Origin of the sequence: Mesorhizobium sp. CA4, from assembly GCF_020165075.1 — a bacterium.
GTDB lineage: Bacteria > Pseudomonadota > Alphaproteobacteria > Rhizobiales > Rhizobiaceae > Mesorhizobium.
On the sequence record NZ_JAIUHK010000033.1, the window covers coordinates 1 to 17,690 of the forward strand.

Annotated in this window: 16 protein-coding genes; 7 read left to right on the forward strand and 9 right to left on the reverse strand. The window is 63.6% G+C overall.

The features are described 5' to 3' along the window. Window positions 1–157: 157 nt before the first annotated feature. From edd to zwf, 3 genes are all read right to left on the reverse strand, one after another. The gene (gene edd / locus LB528_RS23450; protein WP_224716488.1) at window positions 158–1,981 is read right to left on the reverse strand and encodes a phosphogluconate dehydratase; all 1,824 of its coding nucleotides are present in this window, start codon (window positions 1,979–1,981) and stop codon (window positions 158–160) included. A gap of 61 nt (window positions 1,982–2,042) precedes the next feature. Beyond that, the gene (pgl, locus tag LB528_RS23455) at window positions 2,043–2,759 is read right to left on the reverse strand and encodes a 6-phosphogluconolactonase (RefSeq protein ID WP_224515793.1); all 717 of its coding nucleotides are present in this window, start codon (window positions 2,757–2,759) and stop codon (window positions 2,043–2,045) included. After that, the gene (zwf, locus tag LB528_RS23460) at window positions 2,741–4,210 is read right to left on the reverse strand and encodes a glucose-6-phosphate dehydrogenase (protein WP_224515792.1); all 1,470 of its coding nucleotides are present in this window, start codon (window positions 4,208–4,210) and stop codon (window positions 2,741–2,743) included. Before zwf ends, pgl begins: the two co-directional genes overlap by 19 nt. Window positions 4,211–4,457: 247 nt before the next feature. Here zwf and LB528_RS23465 point away from each other — a divergent pair, with 247 nt between their 5' ends. Beyond that, window positions 4,458–5,204 carry an SDR family oxidoreductase gene (locus LB528_RS23465; RefSeq protein WP_224515827.1) on the forward strand — a complete coding sequence of 249 codons (747 nt, stop codon included), beginning with the start codon at window positions 4,458–4,460 and terminating at the stop codon, window positions 5,202–5,204. A gap of 23 nt (window positions 5,205–5,227) precedes the next feature. Here the strand turns inward: LB528_RS23465 and LB528_RS23470 are convergent, their stop codons facing one another. The 3 genes from LB528_RS23470 to LB528_RS23480 form a co-directional block, all read right to left on the reverse strand. After that, window positions 5,228–6,112 carry an SH3 domain-containing protein gene (locus LB528_RS23470; RefSeq protein WP_224716489.1) on the reverse strand — a complete coding sequence of 295 codons (885 nt, stop codon included), beginning with the start codon at window positions 6,110–6,112 and terminating at the stop codon, window positions 5,228–5,230. Between the two features lie 247 nt (window positions 6,113–6,359). Next, window positions 6,360–7,646 (reverse strand): NAD(P)/FAD-dependent oxidoreductase, encoded by a 1,287-nt coding sequence (locus tag LB528_RS23475; RefSeq protein ID WP_224515788.1) that lies wholly within the window; start codon window positions 7,644–7,646, stop codon window positions 6,360–6,362. Window positions 7,647–7,656: 10 nt separating this feature from the next. Further along, complete coding sequence (locus LB528_RS23480; RefSeq protein ID WP_411962247.1) at window positions 7,657–9,093, reverse strand: glutamine synthetase family protein; 1,437 nt, start codon at window positions 9,091–9,093, stop codon at window positions 7,657–7,659. Between the two features lie 126 nt (window positions 9,094–9,219). Here LB528_RS23480 and LB528_RS23485 point away from each other — a divergent pair, with 126 nt between their 5' ends. After that, window positions 9,220–9,960 carry an HAD family hydrolase gene (locus LB528_RS23485; protein WP_411962248.1) on the forward strand — a complete coding sequence of 247 codons (741 nt, stop codon included), beginning with the start codon at window positions 9,220–9,222 and terminating at the stop codon, window positions 9,958–9,960. 12 nt (window positions 9,961–9,972) lie between these two features. On the opposite strand, the gene LB528_RS23490 is transcribed toward LB528_RS23485, so the two are convergent. After that, window positions 9,973–10,335, reverse strand: coding sequence for a response regulator (locus tag LB528_RS23490; protein WP_411962250.1), 363 nt, complete (start codon window positions 10,333–10,335; stop codon window positions 9,973–9,975). On the opposite strand from LB528_RS23490, the gene LB528_RS30460 reads away from it, so the two are divergent. Next, window positions 10,307–10,510 (forward strand): hypothetical protein, encoded by a 204-nt coding sequence (locus tag LB528_RS30460; protein ID WP_224515828.1) that lies wholly within the window; start codon window positions 10,307–10,309, stop codon window positions 10,508–10,510. The two genes, LB528_RS23490 and LB528_RS30460, sit on opposite strands and share 29 nt — an antisense overlap. Window positions 10,511–10,647: 137 nt before the next feature. Here LB528_RS30460 and LB528_RS23500 read toward each other — a convergent pair whose 3' ends face one another. After that, complete coding sequence (locus tag LB528_RS23500) at window positions 10,648–10,890, reverse strand: hypothetical protein (RefSeq protein ID WP_027168360.1); 243 nt, start codon at window positions 10,888–10,890, stop codon at window positions 10,648–10,650. Window positions 10,891–10,944: 54 nt separating this feature from the next. Then, on the reverse strand, window positions 10,945–12,234 hold the full coding sequence (gene aceA, locus LB528_RS23505) for an isocitrate lyase (RefSeq protein WP_224716490.1): 1,290 nt from the start codon (window positions 12,232–12,234) through the stop codon (window positions 10,945–10,947). Window positions 12,235–12,483: 249 nt separating this feature from the next. Here aceA and LB528_RS23510 point away from each other — a divergent pair, with 249 nt between their 5' ends. The 4 genes from LB528_RS23510 (at window position 12,484) to LB528_RS23525 (ending at window position 17,686) form a co-directional block, all read left to right on the forward strand. Next, entirely contained in the window at window positions 12,484–13,926 is a 1,443-nt protein-coding gene (locus tag LB528_RS23510; protein ID WP_224716491.1) for a short-chain fatty acyl-CoA regulator family protein, read from the forward strand. A gap of 136 nt (window positions 13,927–14,062) precedes the next feature. Beyond that, window positions 14,063–15,028, forward strand: coding sequence for a DMT family transporter (locus LB528_RS23515; RefSeq protein WP_224716492.1), 966 nt, complete (start codon window positions 14,063–14,065; stop codon window positions 15,026–15,028). A gap of 338 nt (window positions 15,029–15,366) precedes the next feature. After that, window positions 15,367–16,464, forward strand: a complete 1,098-nt coding sequence (locus LB528_RS23520; protein WP_140839470.1) for a polyamine ABC transporter substrate-binding protein — start codon at window positions 15,367–15,369, stop codon at window positions 16,462–16,464. Between the two features lie 82 nt (window positions 16,465–16,546). Continuing rightward, on the forward strand, window positions 16,547–17,686 hold the full coding sequence (locus LB528_RS23525) for an ABC transporter ATP-binding protein (RefSeq protein ID WP_224515778.1): 1,140 nt from the start codon (window positions 16,547–16,549) through the stop codon (window positions 17,684–17,686). Window positions 17,687–17,690 lie beyond the last annotated feature (4 nt).

The following is a 17,690-nucleotide window of genomic DNA, read 5'->3' on the forward strand; positions in this document are numbered from 1 at the left end:
ATCCATCTGCAAGGCATGGGCCTCCCAGCCCGAACACTTCCGGCTCAATCCGCTCCAGCAAATGCCGGGACTAAACAACTAGCGAACGAAACGAAAAGGGCGGCTCCGAGCCGCCCTTTTCGTAAGGCACATTGCGGAAGAGGTCAGGGGGAAGAGGTCAGGCGTTCGCGAATGCCGCCGCGCCATGATCGGCTCGCCCGACCAACTGCCGGAATCCCGCGAACAGCTCACGACCGAAGCCGAACTCGTTGCCGATGAGGTCGGCCTCCGCCGTGCGGCGCAGCGCGAACTCCGTCCCCGGCACCAGCACCTCCAGCGTGCCGGCATCCGCATCGAGGCGGATGATGTCGCCGTCATGGATCCTGGCGATCGGCCCGTCCTCCACCGCCTCCGGCGTCACATGGATCGCCGCCGGCACCTTGCCGGAAGCGCCCGACATGCGCCCGTCGGTCACCAGCGCCACGCGCTGGCCGCGGTCCTGCAGGATGCCGAGCACGGTCGTCAGCTTGTGCAGTTCCGGCATGCCGTTGGCCTTCGGCCCTTGAAAGCGGATCACGGCGACGAAGTCGCCGGTAAGCTGGCCGGCCTTGAAAGCATCATTCAGGCCCTGCTGGCTGTCGAACACCTTGGCCGGCGCCTCGATGACGCGCCGTTCCGGCTTGACGGCAGAGGTCTTGATCACGGCGTGGCCGAGATTGCCCGCAAGCACCTTCAGTCCGCCGGTCGGCTGGAACGCTTTCTTGACCGGCGCCAGCACCTTCTCGTCGCCGCTGTTGAGTGGCGCCGCTTCGCGCAGCACGCCGCCGTGGTCGCCAAGCCTCGCCTCGACCGCGTAGGGCCGCAGGCCTTCGCCCCACACCGTCTGCACATCCTCGTGCAACAGGCCTTCGTCGAGCAGCTCGCGGATCAGGAAGCCGAGCCCGCCTGCCGCGTGGAAGTGGTTCACGTCGGCAAGCCCGTTCGGGTAGACGCGCGCGAGCAGCGGCACGGCCTCCGACAGGTCGGAAATGTCCTGCCAGGTGAGCGCAATGCCGGCGGCGGCGGCCATGGCGATCAGGTGGATCGTATGGTTGGTCGAGCCGCCCGTGGCGTGCAGGCCGACGACGCCGTTGACGATCGAGCGCTCGTCGATCATTCGCCCGACCGGCGTATAGGCATTGCCGAGCGCAGTGATCGCCAGCGCACGCTTCGCCGCTTCCCTGGTCAGCGCGTCGCGCAGCGGCGTGCCCGGATTGACGAAGGACGCGCCGGGCGTATGCAGGCCCATGATTTCCATCAGCATCTGGTTGGAATTGGCGGTGCCGTAGAAGGTGCAGGTGCCCGGCCCGTGATAGGACTTGGACTCGGCCTCGAGCAGTTCGGCGCGGCCGACCTTGCCTTCGGCATAAAGCTGGCGGACCTTGGCCTTCTCGTCATTCGCGAGGCCGGTCGTCATCGGCCCGGCCGGGACGAAGACGGCAGGCAAATGCCCGAAGGTGAGTGCCGCGATCACCAGCCCGGGCACGATCTTGTCGCAGACGCCGAGGAAGACGGCCGCGTCGAACATGTTGTGCGACAGGCCGATCGCCGCCGCCATGGCGATCACGTCGCGCGAGAACAGCGAAAGCTCCATGCCGGGCTGGCCTTGGGTGACGCCGTCGCACATCGCCGGCACGCCTCCCGCGACCTGAGCGATGCCGCCCGCTTCCCGCGCTGCTTCCTTGATCAGCGCCGGGAACGTCTCGAAGGGCTGATGTGCCGACAGCATGTCGTTGTAGGAGGTGATGATGCCGAGGTTCGGCACGCGGTCGCCCCCGAGCGCGATCTTTTCGGACGGGCTGCACACGGCAAAGCCATGGGCGAGATTGCCACAGCCCAGCACCGCGCGGTTTGCGGTGCGGCTGGAAGCCCCCGCGATACGGCCGAGATAGGCTTCGCGGCCGGCTTTCGAACGGTGGCGGATGCGTTCCGTGATGGCTTCGATATCGCGTCTGGCTGTCATGCTCCGTCCTTTCGAGCCCGGCGACGTCCTCCCTTTGCCACCGGACTGTCCTCATCTGAAATCAGGGTGCCCAGAACACCTCTATCCGTCTCGGCGCCGCCTCGAGCACTCTGCGGATGGGCTTTTTCGCGCCGGGACCAATCGCGCCGTTGAACGCGGCGCGCTTGTCCTCGCCTTCGATATGGAGCGCGACGAAACCGGCGGCGATGATGCGCGCCATCGACAGCGTGAGCCGCGGCTCGCCGCCGCTCTGCGCATGCACCGGCAGCACGATCCGCTGCGAGGCCGGGTCGAGCAAGTCCTCGAGATTGCCGGCATCCGGGAAGAAGGATGCCGTATGGCCGTCGGCGCCCATGCCGAGGATCACCACGTCGAGCGGCCAGGGCAGCGATCTGAGCGCCTCGCTGTCCTTTGCCGCCGCATCCTCAATGCTTGCCGCCTCATGATAGAGCGGTACGAAGCGCGCCGCGGCGGCCTTGTTCTGGAGCAGGTTCGCCGCCACCAGCCCGGCATTCGAGCGCGGCGAGGACGGCGGCACGAAACGCTCGTCGACCAGCGTCACGGTGACCTTGTCCCAGGTGATGCGCGTGGTCGACAGCACGGCGAACAATTTCGCCGGCGTGGTGCCGCCGGACACCGCGAGCAGCGCCGTGCCGCGTTCCGCGACGGCGCTGGTTAACCGGTCGGCAATCTGTCCGGCCAGCGCCGTCGCCAGGTCCTGTCGGTCGGCAAAGCCGTTCCAGCCGTAGCGGACTTGGCTCAATTGCTCTCGTGCCATGTCCGTCCGTCACGTTCGATAAGAGCGATCGAGGCCGACGGCCCCCAGGTTCCGGCCGTATAGCCCTGCGCCTCCTGCCTGGCGCTCTCCCAGGCATTCTGGATCGGGTCGATCCATTTCCAGGCCGCCTCGACTTCGTCGCGGCGCATGAACAGCGTCTGATTGCCGCGCACCACATCCATGATCAGCCGCTCGTAAGCGTCCGGCGCACGGCCTTGGAAGGACTGCGCGAAGCTCATGTCGAGCGAGATCTGCCGCAGCCGCATGCCGCCCGGCCCCGGATCCTTGATCATGATGAACTGCTTCACCCCCTCGTCCGGCTGCAGGCGGATGACCAACTGGTTGGGGAAGATCGGCCCGGCGCTGTCGCCGAAGATGGAATAGGGGATCGGCTTGAACTCGATGACGATTTCCGAGACGCGGGTGGCGAGCCGCTTGCCGGTCCTCAGATAGAAGGGAACGCCGGCCCAGCGCCAGTTGCCGATCTCGGCCTTTACAGCGACGAAAGTCTCGGTGTTGCTGTCCTTGCCGAGCTCCTCGACGTAGCCCTTGACCGGCCCGCCGGCCGAAGCGCCGGCTCGATACTGGCCGCGCACCGTGTGCTTCGGCGCCTCGTTGCCGTTGATGCGCTTCAGCGCCCTCAGCACCTTCAGCTTCTCGTCGCGCACGGCGTCGGCGTCCATCGAGGACGGCGTTTCCATGGCCACCAGGCAGAGCAGCTGCAGGATGTGGTTCTGCACCATATCGCGCAGCGCGCCTGCCTTGTCGTAGTAGGTGACGCGGTCCTCGAGACCAACAGTCTCGGCGACCGTGATCTGAACATGGTCGATCTGGGCGGAGTTCCACAGCGGCTCGTAGAGCGCGTTGGCAAAGCGCAGCGCCATCAGGTTCTGCACCGTTTCCTTGCCGAGATAGTGGTCGATGCGGAAGATCTGGCTTTCGTGGAAATCGTCACCGACCGCGTCATTGAGCGCCCGCGCCGAGGTCAGATCGCGGCCGATCGGCTTTTCCAGCACGATGCGCGAGTTCGGCGTGATCAGCTTGTGCTCCTTGAGCTGGTGCGAAATGTCGCCGAACAGCGCCGGCGCCACCGCAAGGTAGAAGGCGCGGATGCAGTCGCTGTCGCCGATTGCCTTCTTCAACTTATCGAAGCCGGCGCCAGTCGTGGCGTCCGCCGACACGTAGGAGAGCCTTGCCAGGAATATCTCCAGCTCCTTCGGATCGATATCGGCAGGTTTCACGTGGTCTGATATCGCCTTCTTGGCGAAGGTCTGGAATTCGGCATCGGTCATTTTGGCGCGCGAGGTGCCGATGATGCGCGTCGGCTCGGAGAACTGGTGACCGCACTGGCGATAGTAGAGCGACGGCAGGAGTTTGCGTTCCGACAGGTCGCCGGTGCCGCCGAAGATGATGAAATCGAAAGGATCGACAGGGATGATCTGGCTGGTCATGGTCAGTCCGATTTGATGCCTACGCCGGCAGCATGGTTCTAATCGATTAAATTTTCCAGTGCCATGGTGTCACAGGCAGGACCAATCGCTTGCTGTTGCATCGGCCTACCTGTTTGCGGACACTTGCGCCGCCGATCGGCCTGTCGGCAAAGCCATGGCTTCCGGCAACGTTCGCGGCCGCACCATAGAACGCGAATGTGACGAAAGCTAAGGGAGATAGTGGCGGAATCCAATGAGCGGGAAAACCATGCGTCTGGAAAACAAGGTAGCCATCATCACCGGTGCCGCGTCGGGCTTCGGGGAGGGCATGGCGAAGCGCTTCGCCGAAGAGGGCGCGCGCGTGGTCGTCGCCGACCTCAACGCCAAGGGCGCCGAGCGGGTGGCCGAAGAGATCGGTCCCAACGCGATCTGGACTCAGACCGATGTGTCCCAGCGCTCCGAATTCGACGAGATGATCTATGCCGCCGAGAGCGCCTTCGGCCGCATCGATATCATGGTCAACAATGCGGGCTTCACCCATCGCAACGGCGATATGCTCGGCGTCGACGAGGAAACCTTCGACTTGATCACCGCGGTCAACATGAAGGCGATCTATCACGCAGCGCTTGCCGTCGTGCCGATCATGGACCGGCAGGGCGGCGGCGTGATCCTGACCACGGCCTCGACGGCCGGGCTTCGACCGCGGCCGGGCCTGACCTGGTACAACGCCTCCAAGGGCTGGGCGATCACAGCCACCAAGTCGATGGCGGTCGAACTGGCGCCGAAGAACATCCGCGTCAACTGCCTCTGCCCGGTCGCCGGCGAAACCGGCATGCTGGAGAAGTTCATGGGCGCCGACACGCCTGAAATCCGCGAAAAGTTCCGCGCCTCGATCCCGCTCGGCCGGCTCTCGACACCGCTCGACATCGCCAACGCGGCGCTGTGGCTGGCCTCGGACGAAGCCGCCTTCATCACCGGCGTGGCGCTGGAGGTCGATGGCGGCCGCTGCATCTGAGCCGCCTCAGGTGGTGCATGCGGTCAGGCGCCGGTCTTGACGTAGCTCTTGTAGACCCAGCCGTGCTTGCCGTTATAGACGATCTCGCACCATTTCTTGCAATTCATCACCTGCACCGATGCCTTGGCCGGCACCGTAGTGATTACGGCGGCACCTTTCTTCGGGCCCGAGCGCATGGTCACAGCCCTCAAGACGCGCCCGTTTGCGGCCGCGCTGGCCTTTTCAGCTTTCGGCTCGGGCTGTGCCGAGCTGTCCGTCGCTGCCGGCTGCGGATCTGCAACCTGCGGCTTGGCTTCGGGAATGGCGGCGGTTTGGGCGCCATCCATCGTGTCGCCCGGCTTCTTCGCTGCTGTCTCGCTGGCGGAACCGGCGACCTGCGACAGCGCGTTCGCGGCCTCGTTCTCGACATCGGCCTCGGCAAAGGCCGTATCGGTCGATTGCGCAGGGGCCGTGTCGGCTGCCTGCTTGGATGGAGCTGGCTGGTTCTCGGCCGGGGCAGGTGGCGTCTTGGCGTCGGAAGCCGTCCAGCGAGGGTTGTTTGATGCCAAGGCAGGAATGTTGGCTTCGCGGGCCGCCGTCGTGGGCGTCACCGCATCCCCCTTGCGCGCGGCCTGCGGCGCCGTCGCCACGGCGACCGCCGCTGCCGCCGGAGCGACTTTCGTGGTCTTCACCGGAATTGTCGGAACGATCTGCGCGGCATTTGCCGCAGTCACTTGCCGGTCACTGCCCGGAACGCACAGCCACAGCGCCACCGCGGCCACGCCGAGCAGCGCGGCGGTGCCGACCGCCGCAATGACCAGATGCGCGTTCGATTGTACCTTCTGCCAGAAGGACGGTCGTACGCTATAGCCGAACTGCATTGTAAAGCGCTGCCGTTCCGGCGCGCCGAAACTGAAGGGCTCGTTCACTCAAACCACCTCCAACAAGCGGGCCGACGTTCTATCGATCATTGCCGTAAGGATCGGCATCGGTCCCTAAATCACTGCGGGCAACGCCCGCTAAATCCCCGAATTTTCGCCCATGATTGCACCTTTTACTGCTGATTATGGCATGAGTGAGCCAAATTGCGAAATTCTGCGTGACTGTTAAGGCTTCCACAACCTGCCGCATGGAAGCCGCCGGCCTCGAATCGAGGCTTAGGCTGGGCAGCCAGCTTCAAATCCTGTCACGCAACGCGAACCAGTTGAGCGCAAGAAACAAGAGCGGCGCACGAAATCGGCGGCCGCCGGGGAAGGCGGGGATTTTCAGATCCTCGATCAGTTTCAGCCGGTCGCGATTGCCGGCAACGGTCTCGGCATAGAGCTTACCGAAGAAGTTCGACAAGATGACGCCGTGGCCGGAATAGCCGCCTATCGAAATCACCTTCGGCATCACCTCGCGCACGAACGGCTTTCTCGGCACCGTGATGCCGACATAGCCGCCCCAGCCATGCGTGATCTCGACATCCTTCAGGTCCGGGTAGAGCTCGGCGATCTGCCTGCGGATGTGGATATGGATGTCCTTCGGATCGTTGACGGCGTAGACCTCGCGGCCGCCGAACAGGAGCCGCCCCTCTTTCGACTTGCGGAAATAGCGCACCACGAAGCGGGAATCGTCGACCGACTCGCCGCCCGGCAGCACCTTGGGGGCCGCGCCGAGCGGCACGGTCGCGCCGATGAAGGAGCCGATGGGCATGATGTGCGCCGCGCTCACCGGCTCCAGATTGCCGCCATAGGCATTGACCCCGATCAAGCATTTGTCGGCCGTGATCGTGCCTCTGGGCGTGTTGACCGTCACCTTGCCGCCATTGGACACGATGCCGGTGGAGGGCGTCTGCTCGAAGAGATGCGCGCCGGCGGCCGCCGCCACTTTCGCCGTGCCGATCACCAGCTTCAGCGGGTGTATGTGGCCCGTGCCGGTGTCGCGGGTGCCGCCGAAATAGCGCGTCGAGCCCAGCCGTTCCGCCGTCTCCGCTGCGTCCATGAAGCTAATATGTGGATAGCCGAAGCGGCTCGCCATGACCTCGGCGTGTCGCCTGTAGTCGTCGACGTAGCGCCGTTTGTGCGCGACCGAAAGCTGACCCGGCATATAGTCGATCTCGATGGCATTGGCGGCGGCGAAGTCGAACAGATGCGCCTTGGCTTCTTCGGCCATGTCGAACAGCGCTTTGGCGCGGGAGAGGCCGTACTCGGCCTCCAATTCTTCCGCCCAGGCCCGCTGCCCGGTACCGAGCTGGCCGCCATTGCGCCCCGACGCGCCGTCGCCGAGGCGATGGGCTTCGATGAGGACGACATTTGCGCCTGTCTTCGCCAAGTGCGCGGCTGCCGACAAGCCAGTGAAGCCGCCGCCAATAATGACGACGTCACATTGGCGATCACCATCTAGCGAAGGGTATTCGGGCCGAGGCCCGGCCGTATCCTCGTACCACGAGCGGCCGGGAGAGATGGGGGATTGGTAGGGCATGATCAGTGCCCTATACGTTCAACAAGAGATACTCCCGCTCCCACGGGCTGATCACTTCCATGAAGGTCTCGAACTCGGCGCGCTTGATCGCGGTATAGGTGGCGGCGAAGGATTTGCCGAGGATGGCGCCGAGCTCCTTGTCGTCCTCGAACAGGCCGACGGCCTCCAGAAGGCCGCGCGGCAGGTCGATTTCATCCGCATTGGCGGTCGTCAGGACCGGCGGTTCCGCCTTGATCTTGTTGTTTATGCCGACCAGCCCGCAGGCAAGTGACGCCGCCAGCGCCAGGTAGGGATTGGCGTCGGAGGAGGGGATGCGGTTTTCGACGCGTCGCGCCGCCGGATCCGAGCGCGGCACGCGGAAGGCGGTGGTGCGGTTGTCATAGCCCCATTTGTTGTTGACCGGGGCCGAGGCCTGCTGCGTCAGCCGGCGGTAGGAATTGACGTAGGGCGCGAACATCACCAGCGCGTTCGGCACGTGCTTCTGCATGCCGCCGATAAAGTGAAAGAACGCGTCGGTCTCGGAGCCGTCCTCGGCCGAGAAGATGTTTTTGCCGGTCTTCTTGTCAATCACCGACTGGTGGATGTGCATGGCCGAGCCCGGCTGCCCCTGGATCGGCTTGGCCATGAAGGTGGCGTAGATCTCGTGCTTAAGCGCCGCCTCGCGGATGGTGCGCTTGAACATGAAGACCTGGTCGGCGAGTTCGATCGGATTGCCGTGGCGCAGATTGATCTCGAGCTGGCCGGCACCCTCCTCATGGATCAGCGTGTCGATCTCCAGGCCCTGCCGTTCCGAGAAGTGGTAGATGTCGTCGATCAGTTCGTCGAACTCGTTGACGCCGGCGATCGAATAGCCGGCGCCGCCGCCGATCGGCCGACCCGAACGGCCGACGGGCGGTGTCAGCGGATAGTCCGGATCGGGGTTCTTGCGCACCAGATAGAATTCTATTTCGGGCGCCACCACCGGCTTCAGCCCGCGCTCGTCATAGGCCGCAAGCACGCGCTTCAGCACGTTGCGCGGCGTGAACTCGACCGAGCGGCCGTCCTGGTGAACGAGATCGCAGATCACTGCTGCCGTCGGGTCTTCTTCCCAGGGCACGACAGTGAGCGTCGAGAGGTCGGGCAGAAGCTTCAGGTCGCCGTCATCCTCGGGATAGTGGAAGCCGTTGCCGTCCTCGGGATAGCCGCCGGAGATCGTCGTCATGAAGACGGCCGAAGGCAGCGCCAGCGAGGTGTTGGAGGTGAATTTCTTCGACGGCATCATCTTGCCGCGGGCGACGCCCGCCTGGTCAGGCGTGATGCACTCGATGTCCTCGATGCCGCGCCATTCGAGCCAGGCGCTGGCTTCCTTCCAGTTCTTCACACCGCGTTGGTTCTTCAGGAAGGCAGGCGTGCGGGCGCGTCCCCCCCGGCTCGACGGACGGACTTCCTTTTTCTCAGGCGGCATCATTCACCAGATTGTGTTGCGGATTTCGAACTATAGCCGGGCGCCACGGCGGAAGGGAAGGGGAGGCGCCAGGTGCACGTCCGTCTTCAGGCTGGCGGCGGGCCGTAACAACGGCTAAACCGGCCGTCCATGAAGAACGGTTCGCATATGCCCGCCTCTCACCTGACGACGATAGGCTTCGATGCCGACGACACGCTGTGGCAGAACGAGCAGTTCTTCCGCATGACCGAACAGCGCTTTATCGCCATGCTTACCGAGCACGGCGACGCAAGCCGGATTTCCGCGAACCTGCTTGAAGCTGCAAAGCGCAATCTCGGTATCTACGGATTCGGCATCAAGAGCTTCACGCTCTCGATGATCGAGACGGCGATCGAGGTTACCGAAGGCCGTGTTCCGGCCTCGACCATCGCGGAAATCCTGGCGGTCGGGCGCGACATGCTCAGCCATCCGATCGAGCCGCTGCCGCATGCGCGTGAGACGGTCGAGAAGCTCGCCGGCAGCTATCGCCTGGTGCTGATCACCAAGGGTGACCTCATGGACCAGGAGCGCAAGCTGGCGCAATCGGGATTGGGCGAGCTTTTCAACGCCGTCGAGATCGTCAGCGACAAGAGCGCCGCTACCTATGCCCGCATCTTCAGCCGCCATGGCGACGGACCGCAAAAGAGCATGATGGTCGGCAACTCATTGAAGTCGGATGTCATCCCTGCCATCGATGCTGGCGCCTGGGGCATCTATGTCCCGCATGAATTGACCTGGGCGGCCGAGCATGCCGAGGCGCCTGTCGCGGCGCCGCGTTTCCGCCAGATCGCCGACTTGAGCGAACTGCCGGCGCTGATCGAACGCATCGCCTCGGCGTTTGACCGAATTTAGCGAGCCGCCGCCTTAGCCGCGCCCGACCAGGCGATCGACCACCGGTTGCAGCCTCTCGGGCGTGATCGGCTTGGCGACCACCGCATCGACCACGCTCGACAGGCCAAGGCTCTCCGGCGTGCCATTCCTGGTTGAAAGTAGGATCACCGCCGGCAACGGCTTGCCGGAGGCGCGCCGCAGCGCGTCGATTGCCGACATCAGCCGGTCGCAATCCTTGTTGTCTGGCCCGCCGTCCAGGATGACGGCGCAGGGCAACTGGCCGGTGAGCGTCTTCTCGGCGGTTTCGGGCGTTTCCGAGATCGGTTTCAGTCCCGATTTCTCGACGATTTTGGATACCACCACCCGGTTGATCGACGATTTTCCGACGACGAGCACCTTGGAAAAATTCGCCGCGATCGCGCCGGCCCGGGCTGCCGGTTTCGGATGTTTTTCGGAATGGTCGTCACTGTCGGCGGGACACATCGGCGGGCAGGCACTCTGGTTCAATGCAGGGTTGAAACCTGAGGCACAATTGGGTGAGATCGCGGCCGGTGTCAAGCTGAAACGGTAGAGGTCGAAAATATAGCAAGAAATTCCGGAATTCAGCGCAAGTCCTACCTCTTGGCGACGAACGCAAATCGAAAAAATGCGATAGTCTCCCCAACGTATAGCGCGCGGGAGACTATCGCCGAAACTACTGACGTTACGTCAAGTATGACTCTGCTGGGTAACGATCACCGGGATCAAAAGATCTCCCCAGTTGCCGTCGCCGCCATGGTGCCTCGCCGAACGCACCAACTCCACCGAGACGCCGGCCTCGACTGCCTTCATGACCGACTGGTTGAGCCTGTGCAGATCGTTGGCGAGCATGCGGATCGTCGCCTGCTGGTCGACGCTCATCGCGCTCGATTGCTCTTCTGCCCTTTCCTTCACGCGGCTTATCGATGCCATCGCTCTTCTCCTCGATGTAGATGCCCTGCGGGCGTTTCCTCTGGTTGTTATCCGTTACTCGGCCGCCGGCCTGAACTGGGCGTGCTCGGTCGATTCATGCATGGCGGTGGTCGACGACTGGCCGCCGGTGATCGCCATCGACACGGCGTCGAAATAGCCGGTACCGACCTCGCGCTGGTGCTTGGTCGCGGTATAGCCGTGGGCCTCGGCCGCGAACTCGGCCTCCTGCAGTTCCGAATAGGCGGCCATCTGGCGATCCTTGTAGCCGCGCGCCAGCTCGAACATGCCGAAGTTCAACTGGTGGAAGCCGGCGAGCGTGATGAACTGGAACTTGTAGCCCATCGCACCGAGCTCCTTCTGGAACTTCGCGATCGTCGCGTCGTCGAGGTTCTTCTTCCAGTTGAAGGACGGCGAACAATTGTAGGCGAGCAGCTTGCCCGGATGGTGCCTGTGCACGCCTTCGGCGAATTTCCTGGCCTGCGCCAGGTCCGGCTTCGAGGTCTCGCACCAGATCAGGTCGGCATGCGGCGCATAGGCCACGGCGCGCGCGATGCAAGACTCGATGCCGTTCCGAACATTGTAGAAGCCCTCGACCGTGCGGCCGGCGTCGTAGTCGACGAAGGGCCGGTCGCGCTCGTCGATATCGGAGGTCAACAGCTTCGCCGCCTCGGCGTCCGTGCGCGCCACGACCAACGTCGGCGTACCCATCACGTCGGCCGCAAGGCGCGCCGCGTTGAGGTTGCGGATATGCGCCGCCGTCGGGATCAGCACCTTACCGCCGAGATGGCCGCACTTCTTTTCCGACGCCAGCTGGTCCTCATAGTGGACGCCGGCGGCGCCGGCCTCGATGAAGGCCTTCATGATCTCGAAGGCGTTGAGCGGGCCGCCGAAGCCGGCTTCCGCGTCGGCCACGATCGGCGCGAACCAGGTCTCGACCGACAGCCCGTCGCCTTCGGATGTCTCGATCTGGTCAGCGCGCTGCAAGGTGCGATTGATGCGCTTTACGAGTTCCGGCGCTGCATTGGCCGGGTAAAGCGACTGGTCCGGATACATCGCCGAGGCGGTGTTGGCATCCGCGGCGACCTGCCAGCCGGAGAGATAGATCGCCTTCAGCCCGGCCCGAACCTGCTGCATGGCCTGGTTTCCCGACATGGCACCCAGCGCGTTGACGAAATCCTCCTCGTGGATGAGCTTCCACAGCCGGTTCGCGCCCATCTCGGCGAGCGTCTGGCGAATTTGCACGGAGCCCCGCAACCGCTTCACATCGTCCGGCGAATAGGGGCGCTCGATGCCGTCGAAACGGCCTTCCGGCGCGGAGGGGACGAGGTTGTAAAAATCGGTCATTGGTTACTCCGGGTCATTTGGCAACTGTGTCAGCGCTGCGTCGCAAAGACATATCTTGCGACATCAGCGTGTGACATTGTTTACATTGCGGCGCGAAAGGCACCTAGAAAAACCGGCAAAACCTCCGAAAATAAAGGAAAAGCTGTATTGTCATTGACAGTTAGCTCTGTAAATTTGTCACGATTGTAAAAGCGGCGAAGCGGGCACCGCACTCGACGTTCATGTAAATTCTTGTCAAGGATGGCAGGGATGGCCGACCAGAAGATCTTCGCCGGGCCGCGGCTGCGCCGGCTGCGCAACGCCAGGAGCCTGACCCAGACGGCGATGGCCGAGGGGCTGGGTATCTCGCCTTCCTATCTCAACCTGATCGAGCGCAACCAGCGGCCGCTGACGGTGCAGCTCATTCTCAAGCTCGCCTCCGTCTACAAGGTCGATCCGCACGAACTGCAGGGTGAGACAAAAGGCTCGATCGCGGCATTGCGCGAGGCCTTCAGCGATCCGCTTCTTGCTGGCGAGCTGCCCGGCGATCAGGAACTGATCGACCTTGCCGAGACGGCGCCGAATGCTTCGGCGGCGATGGTGAAGCTCTTTCGCGCCTATCGCGAGCAGGCCGAGCGCTTGTCCGATCTCAACCAGCTTCTGGCCAAGGAGGGCAGGGCAACCGCCCTGTCCGGCGCGCGCCTGCCTGCCGACGAAGTCCACGAAGTGTTCGAGCGCCGGCCGAACCACTTCGCTTCTCTGGAGGAGGAGGCGGAGGCTTTCACATCGGTCCTCGAGCCCGGCGACGACCTGTCCGGCGCGCTGAAGGCCTGGCTGAGGCGCGAGCACGGCATCGTCGTCAAGGTGCTGCCGGTCGCCACCATGCCCAACTGGCGCCGCCGCTACGATCGCCATTCGCAGCGTCTCTTCCTGTCCGAGCGGCTGTCGCCTTTCGACCAATTGCGGGAAGTCGCGATGGAGGCGAGCCTCATACGCATGTCGGTAGCCATCGCGGCTGAGATCCAGGCGCTGAAGCTCGGTACCGACGAGGCCCGCCGGCTCGCTCGCTTCGAGCTCGGCCGCTATGCCGCGCATGCGCTAATGATGCCCTATCAGGCTTTCCATGCCGCCGCCGTTCGCGGCCGTTACGACATCGACGTCCTGCGTTCCCGTTTCGGCGTCTCCTTCGAGCAGGCGGCCAATCGACTGACCATGCTGCAGCGGCAGAGTGCGTCGGGAGTGCCGTTCTTCATGCTGGAAGTCGACAATGCCGGCAACCGCTTCCGCAAAGCCGGCAGCCAGGGCTATCCGCAGAGCCGCTTCGGCGGCGGCTGCCCCAAGCTTCCCATCCATGCGGCCTTCTCGCAGCCGGGTCAAATCCTGGTCGAGGCGGTGGAAATGCCCGATGGTGCCGAGTTCCTTTGCATCGCCCGCACGCTGGAAGGCCCGCAGGGTGCTTTCTCCGAGCGGCCGCGTCGCACCGCGCTCCTGCTCGGCTGCGACATCGGCTTCCGCGACGAGATCGTCTATGGCGCGGCGCTGCCGGTCGGAGCCACCGGCAAATCCGGGCAAGGCTCCGCCACGCCGGTAGGCCCCGCCTGCAGGCTTTGCGAGCGGGTCGGCTGCCTCGCGCGCGCCGAGCCGCCGGTGACGCGCCCGCTCGGCCTCGACGAGATGGTGACGGGTCTCAGCGCCTTCGATTTCCAGGGATGACAGCGCCGGATGTGCGCCAAGCTTCGCCGGACGCTGGATCACGCCGGTTTTACGCCTTTGCGCTACGCGATTGAGACGCAGTTCTTTGTCTCCTTGGTGCATCGTGTCGAACGCAACTCGCTGACAGTCATCCGCCATGACCGATACCGCATCGTCCCCCGTCGCCCCGTCCTCCACCGCCTTGCCAGCCGTCTCCCCGCGCGAGGAGCGGATCGGCATGCTCCTGGTCTTCCTTTCGGCGCTGATGTGGAGTTTCGGCGGCACCATCGCCCGTTTCATCCATATCGGCGACAGCTGGACCGTGGTGTTCTGGCGTTCGCTGTGGGCCGTGGCCTTTCTCATCGCATTCATGCTTTGGCGCGACGGTTGGCGCGGCACCTTGAACCTCTTTCGGCACATGGGCCTACCGGGCCTTGGCGTCGCCTTCTGCTTCGCCACCGCCTCGACCAGCTTCGTGGTGGCGCTTGCCTACACGACGGTCGCCAACATCCTCCTGATGCAGGCCGGCGTGCCGCTCCTGGCGGCTCTCCTTGCCTGGCTCTTGTTTCGCGAGCGGGTCGCCCTGGCAACCTGGATCGCGATTGCCGCCGTCATCGTCGGCGTCGCCATCATGGTTTCCGAATCCCTGGGCGGCGCCGTCTCGCCGGTCGGCGACGGCCTGGCGCTGCTGATCGCGGTGATGTTTTCGCTTGCGACCGTGATCACCCGGCGCTTTGCCCATGTGCGCATGGTGCCGGCCACCTGTCTCGGCGCGCTGCTTGCCGGTGCGTTCGCCGCTTCCCAGGCCTCGGCATTCGCGGTCTCGGCGTGGGATATGGGCTTCCTCTTCGCCTTTGGCGTCATCAACCTTGGCGTCGGCCTCGCCTTTTTCGCCATGGGCGCGCGGCTGGTGCCGGCGGCGATCGCGGCGCTGCTCGGCACTTTCGAGCCGATCCTTGGGCCGATCTGGGTCTGGCTTGTCCATTCCGAAGTGCCGTCGATGCGCACCATCATCGGTGGCACGGTCGTGGTCACGGCGCTGCTGATCCATATAGGCCTGGAGTTCAAGCGCCAGACGCGGCCGACACGTCCCGGCGTCACTGGCCTGCCGTCGCCCAATTGACGACAGGCAGCCTTCCCCCATTGACAACCCAGTTGCCGGGCGGGCAGGCTGCAATTACGGCAACAACAAGACAGGCGTATCTTGCCAAGCGTCTCCGCCGGCCCGCTCGGGACCGGACTGCATCGTCATAGCTCACAATACGCCACGGTGAATGCCGTTGACGCCGCCCGGGTGCCTCGCCGGGGAGGCCAAAATGTCTCGAACTCTGATGCCGTTACCTGGCCTTGCGTGGAGAGTTCACGCTTGTCGCTCTCCAGAAAGCTCAATACTCTCAAACCAAAGCCGCCCCGCCATATCGCGACGAGCCGGCAAGGGAACACTCACCAAAGGAGAACACCATGATCCGCAAAGCGCTTTGGCTTTCGGCGACGTCGGCATTTCTGACGCTTTTCACAATAAGCGGCCACGCCGAAGACCGCGTCGTCAACGTCTACAACTGGTCGGACTATATCGACAGCTCGATCATCGACGACTTCACCAAGAAGACGGGAATCAAGGTCGTTTATGACACCTTTGATTCCAACGAGATCCTGGAGACGAAACTGCTTGCCGGCGGCAGCGGTTATGACGTCGTCGTGCCGAGCGCCAACTTCCTGGCGCGCCAGATCCAGGCAGGCGTGTTCCAGAAGCTCGACAAGTCAAAGCTGCCCAACATCTCCAACATGTGGGACGTCATTTCCGAGCGTACCGCCAAATACGATCCGGGCAACGAATATTCGGTCAACTACATGTGGGGCACGGTCGGCCTCGGCTATAACGTCAAGAAGGTGCAGGCCGCGCTCGGCACCGACAAGATCGACAGCTGGGACGTCTTCTTCAATCCGGACAAGCTGGCCAAGCTGAAGGATTGCGGCGTCTATGTGCTGGACTCTCCCACCGACGTCATTCCGGCGGCGCTTAAATATCTCGGCCTCGACCCCAACAGCACCTCGCCCGATGACATTTCCAAGGCCGAGGAGGCGTTGCTGAAGGTGCGGCCCTATGTCCGCAAGTTCCATTCGTCCGAATATATCAACGCCTTGGCCAACGGTGACATCTGCCTGGCGATCGGCTGGTCGGGCGACGTCTTCCAGGCGCGCAACCGCGCCGTGGAAGCCAAGCAGGGCGTCGAGATCGGCTATTCGGTGCCCAAGGAAGGCGCCGAGATGTGGTTCGACCAGATGGCGATCCCCGCGGATGCGCCGCATGTCGCCGACGCGCTCGAATTCATCAACTACATGATGACGCCCGAAGTCATCGCCAAATCGTCGAATTACGTGCTCTACGCCAACGGCAACAAAGCCTCGCAGCAATTCGTCGATAAGGCGATCCTGGAAGATCCTTCGGTCTATCCGGACGAAGAGACGATGAAGAAGCTGTATACGATTGCGCCATACGATCCCAAGACACAGCGCATCATCACGCGCACCTGGACCAAAATCGTCACCGGCCAGTGAGCATTGTGACACGACCCCGGCAGCCAACTGCCGGGGTCGCTTTCTTTTGGGGATTTTCTAAGAAAGTAACGGAGTGGGGATCATGAAATCGCTTGGCAGCATCCGCAGGGATTTCGCGCCATGGAACGATCCGAATGCCAAGCCATATATCCAGTTCGACAAGGTCACCAAGAAGTTCGGTGATTTCATCGCCGTCAACAATCTGTCGCTGACCATCTTCGAGCGTGAATTCTTCGCCCTGCTCGGCGCTTCGGGCTGCGGAAAGTCGACCCTGCTCAGGATGCTCGCCGGCTTCGAGGAGCCGTCCGCGGGGCGCATCCTGCTCGACGGGCAGGACCTGCGCGGCATTCCGCCCTACAAGCGGCCGGTCAACATGATGTTCCAGTCCTACGCGCTGTTCCCGCATATGACGGTGGAGAAGAACATCGCCTTCGGCCTGAAGCAGGAAGGCATGCCCGGACCGGATATCGAAAAACGCGTTGCCGAGATGCTGAAGCTCGTCAAGCTCGAGCAGTTCGCCAAGCGCAAGCCGCACCAGCTCTCGGGCGGCCAGCGCCAGCGCGTGGCGCTTGCCCGCTCGGTCGCCAAGCGGCCCAAGGTTCTGCTGCTCGACGAACCGCTCGGCGCTTTGGACAAGAAGCTGCGCGAGGAAACCCAGTTCGAACTGATGGACCTGCAGCAGGAACTCGGCCTCACCTTCGTCGTCGTCACCCACGACCAGGAGGAGGCCATGACCATGGCCGACCGCATCGCCATCATGGACAAGGGCGAGGTGATGCAGGTCGCGACGCCTGCCGAGATTTACGAGGCGCCGACCTCGCGCTTCGTGGCGCATTTCGTCGGCAATGTGAACATGTTTGAAGGCAAGATTGCCGAGCGCACGGCAAGCACGACCCGCATCACCGGTGCGACCGGAGCGCAGATCGTCGTCGACAATGGCGGCGCCGCCGCTGCCGGTTCCGACATCATCTTCGCGATCCGGCCGGAGAAGATCAGGGTTTCCTCGAAAAAGCCAACCGATGCCGTCAACGCGCTCGAAGGCGAGGTCTATGACGTCGCCTATCTCGGCGACATGACCGTCTATCATATCAAGCTCGACGACGGGCAGATGGTGCGGGCGAGCGCATTGAACGCCTCGCGGATCACCGAGGATCCGCTCACCTGGAACGACCGCGCCTGGGTCTCCTTCCGGCCGGACGCCGGCGTCGTTTTGACGAGGTAAAAGC

Coding starts and splice junctions, on each gene's coding strand:
- edd (WP_224716488.1), bottom strand. CDS start 1,981: ATGACAGCCAGACGCGATATCGAAGCCATCACGGAACGCATCCGCCAC.
- pgl (WP_224515793.1), bottom strand. CDS start 2,759: ATGGCACGAGAGCAATTGAGCCAAGTCCGCTACGGCTGGAACGGCTTT.
- zwf (WP_224515792.1), bottom strand. CDS start 4,210: ATGACCAGCCAGATCATCCCTGTCGATCCTTTCGATTTCATCATCTTC.
- LB528_RS23465 (WP_224515827.1), top strand. CDS start 4,458: ATGCGTCTGGAAAACAAGGTAGCCATCATCACCGGTGCCGCGTCGGGC.
- LB528_RS23475 (WP_224515788.1), bottom strand. CDS start 7,646: ATGCCCTACCAATCCCCCATCTCTCCCGGCCGCTCGTGGTACGAGGAT.
- LB528_RS23480 (WP_411962247.1), bottom strand. CDS start 9,093: ATGATGCCGCCTGAGAAAAAGGAAGTCCGTCCGTCGAGCCGGGGGGGA.
- LB528_RS23485 (WP_411962248.1), top strand. CDS start 9,220: ATGAAGAACGGTTCGCATATGCCCGCCTCTCACCTGACGACGATAGGC.
- LB528_RS23500 (WP_027168360.1), bottom strand. CDS start 10,890: ATGGCATCGATAAGCCGCGTGAAGGAAAGGGCAGAAGAGCAATCGAGC.
- aceA (WP_224716490.1), bottom strand. CDS start 12,234: ATGACCGATTTTTACAACCTCGTCCCCTCCGCGCCGGAAGGCCGTTTC.
- LB528_RS23510 (WP_224716491.1), top strand. CDS start 12,484: ATGGCCGACCAGAAGATCTTCGCCGGGCCGCGGCTGCGCCGGCTGCGC.
- LB528_RS23515 (WP_224716492.1), top strand. CDS start 14,063: ATGACCGATACCGCATCGTCCCCCGTCGCCCCGTCCTCCACCGCCTTG.
- LB528_RS23520 (WP_140839470.1), top strand. CDS start 15,367: ATGATCCGCAAAGCGCTTTGGCTTTCGGCGACGTCGGCATTTCTGACG.
- LB528_RS23525 (WP_224515778.1), top strand. CDS start 16,547: ATGAAATCGCTTGGCAGCATCCGCAGGGATTTCGCGCCATGGAACGAT.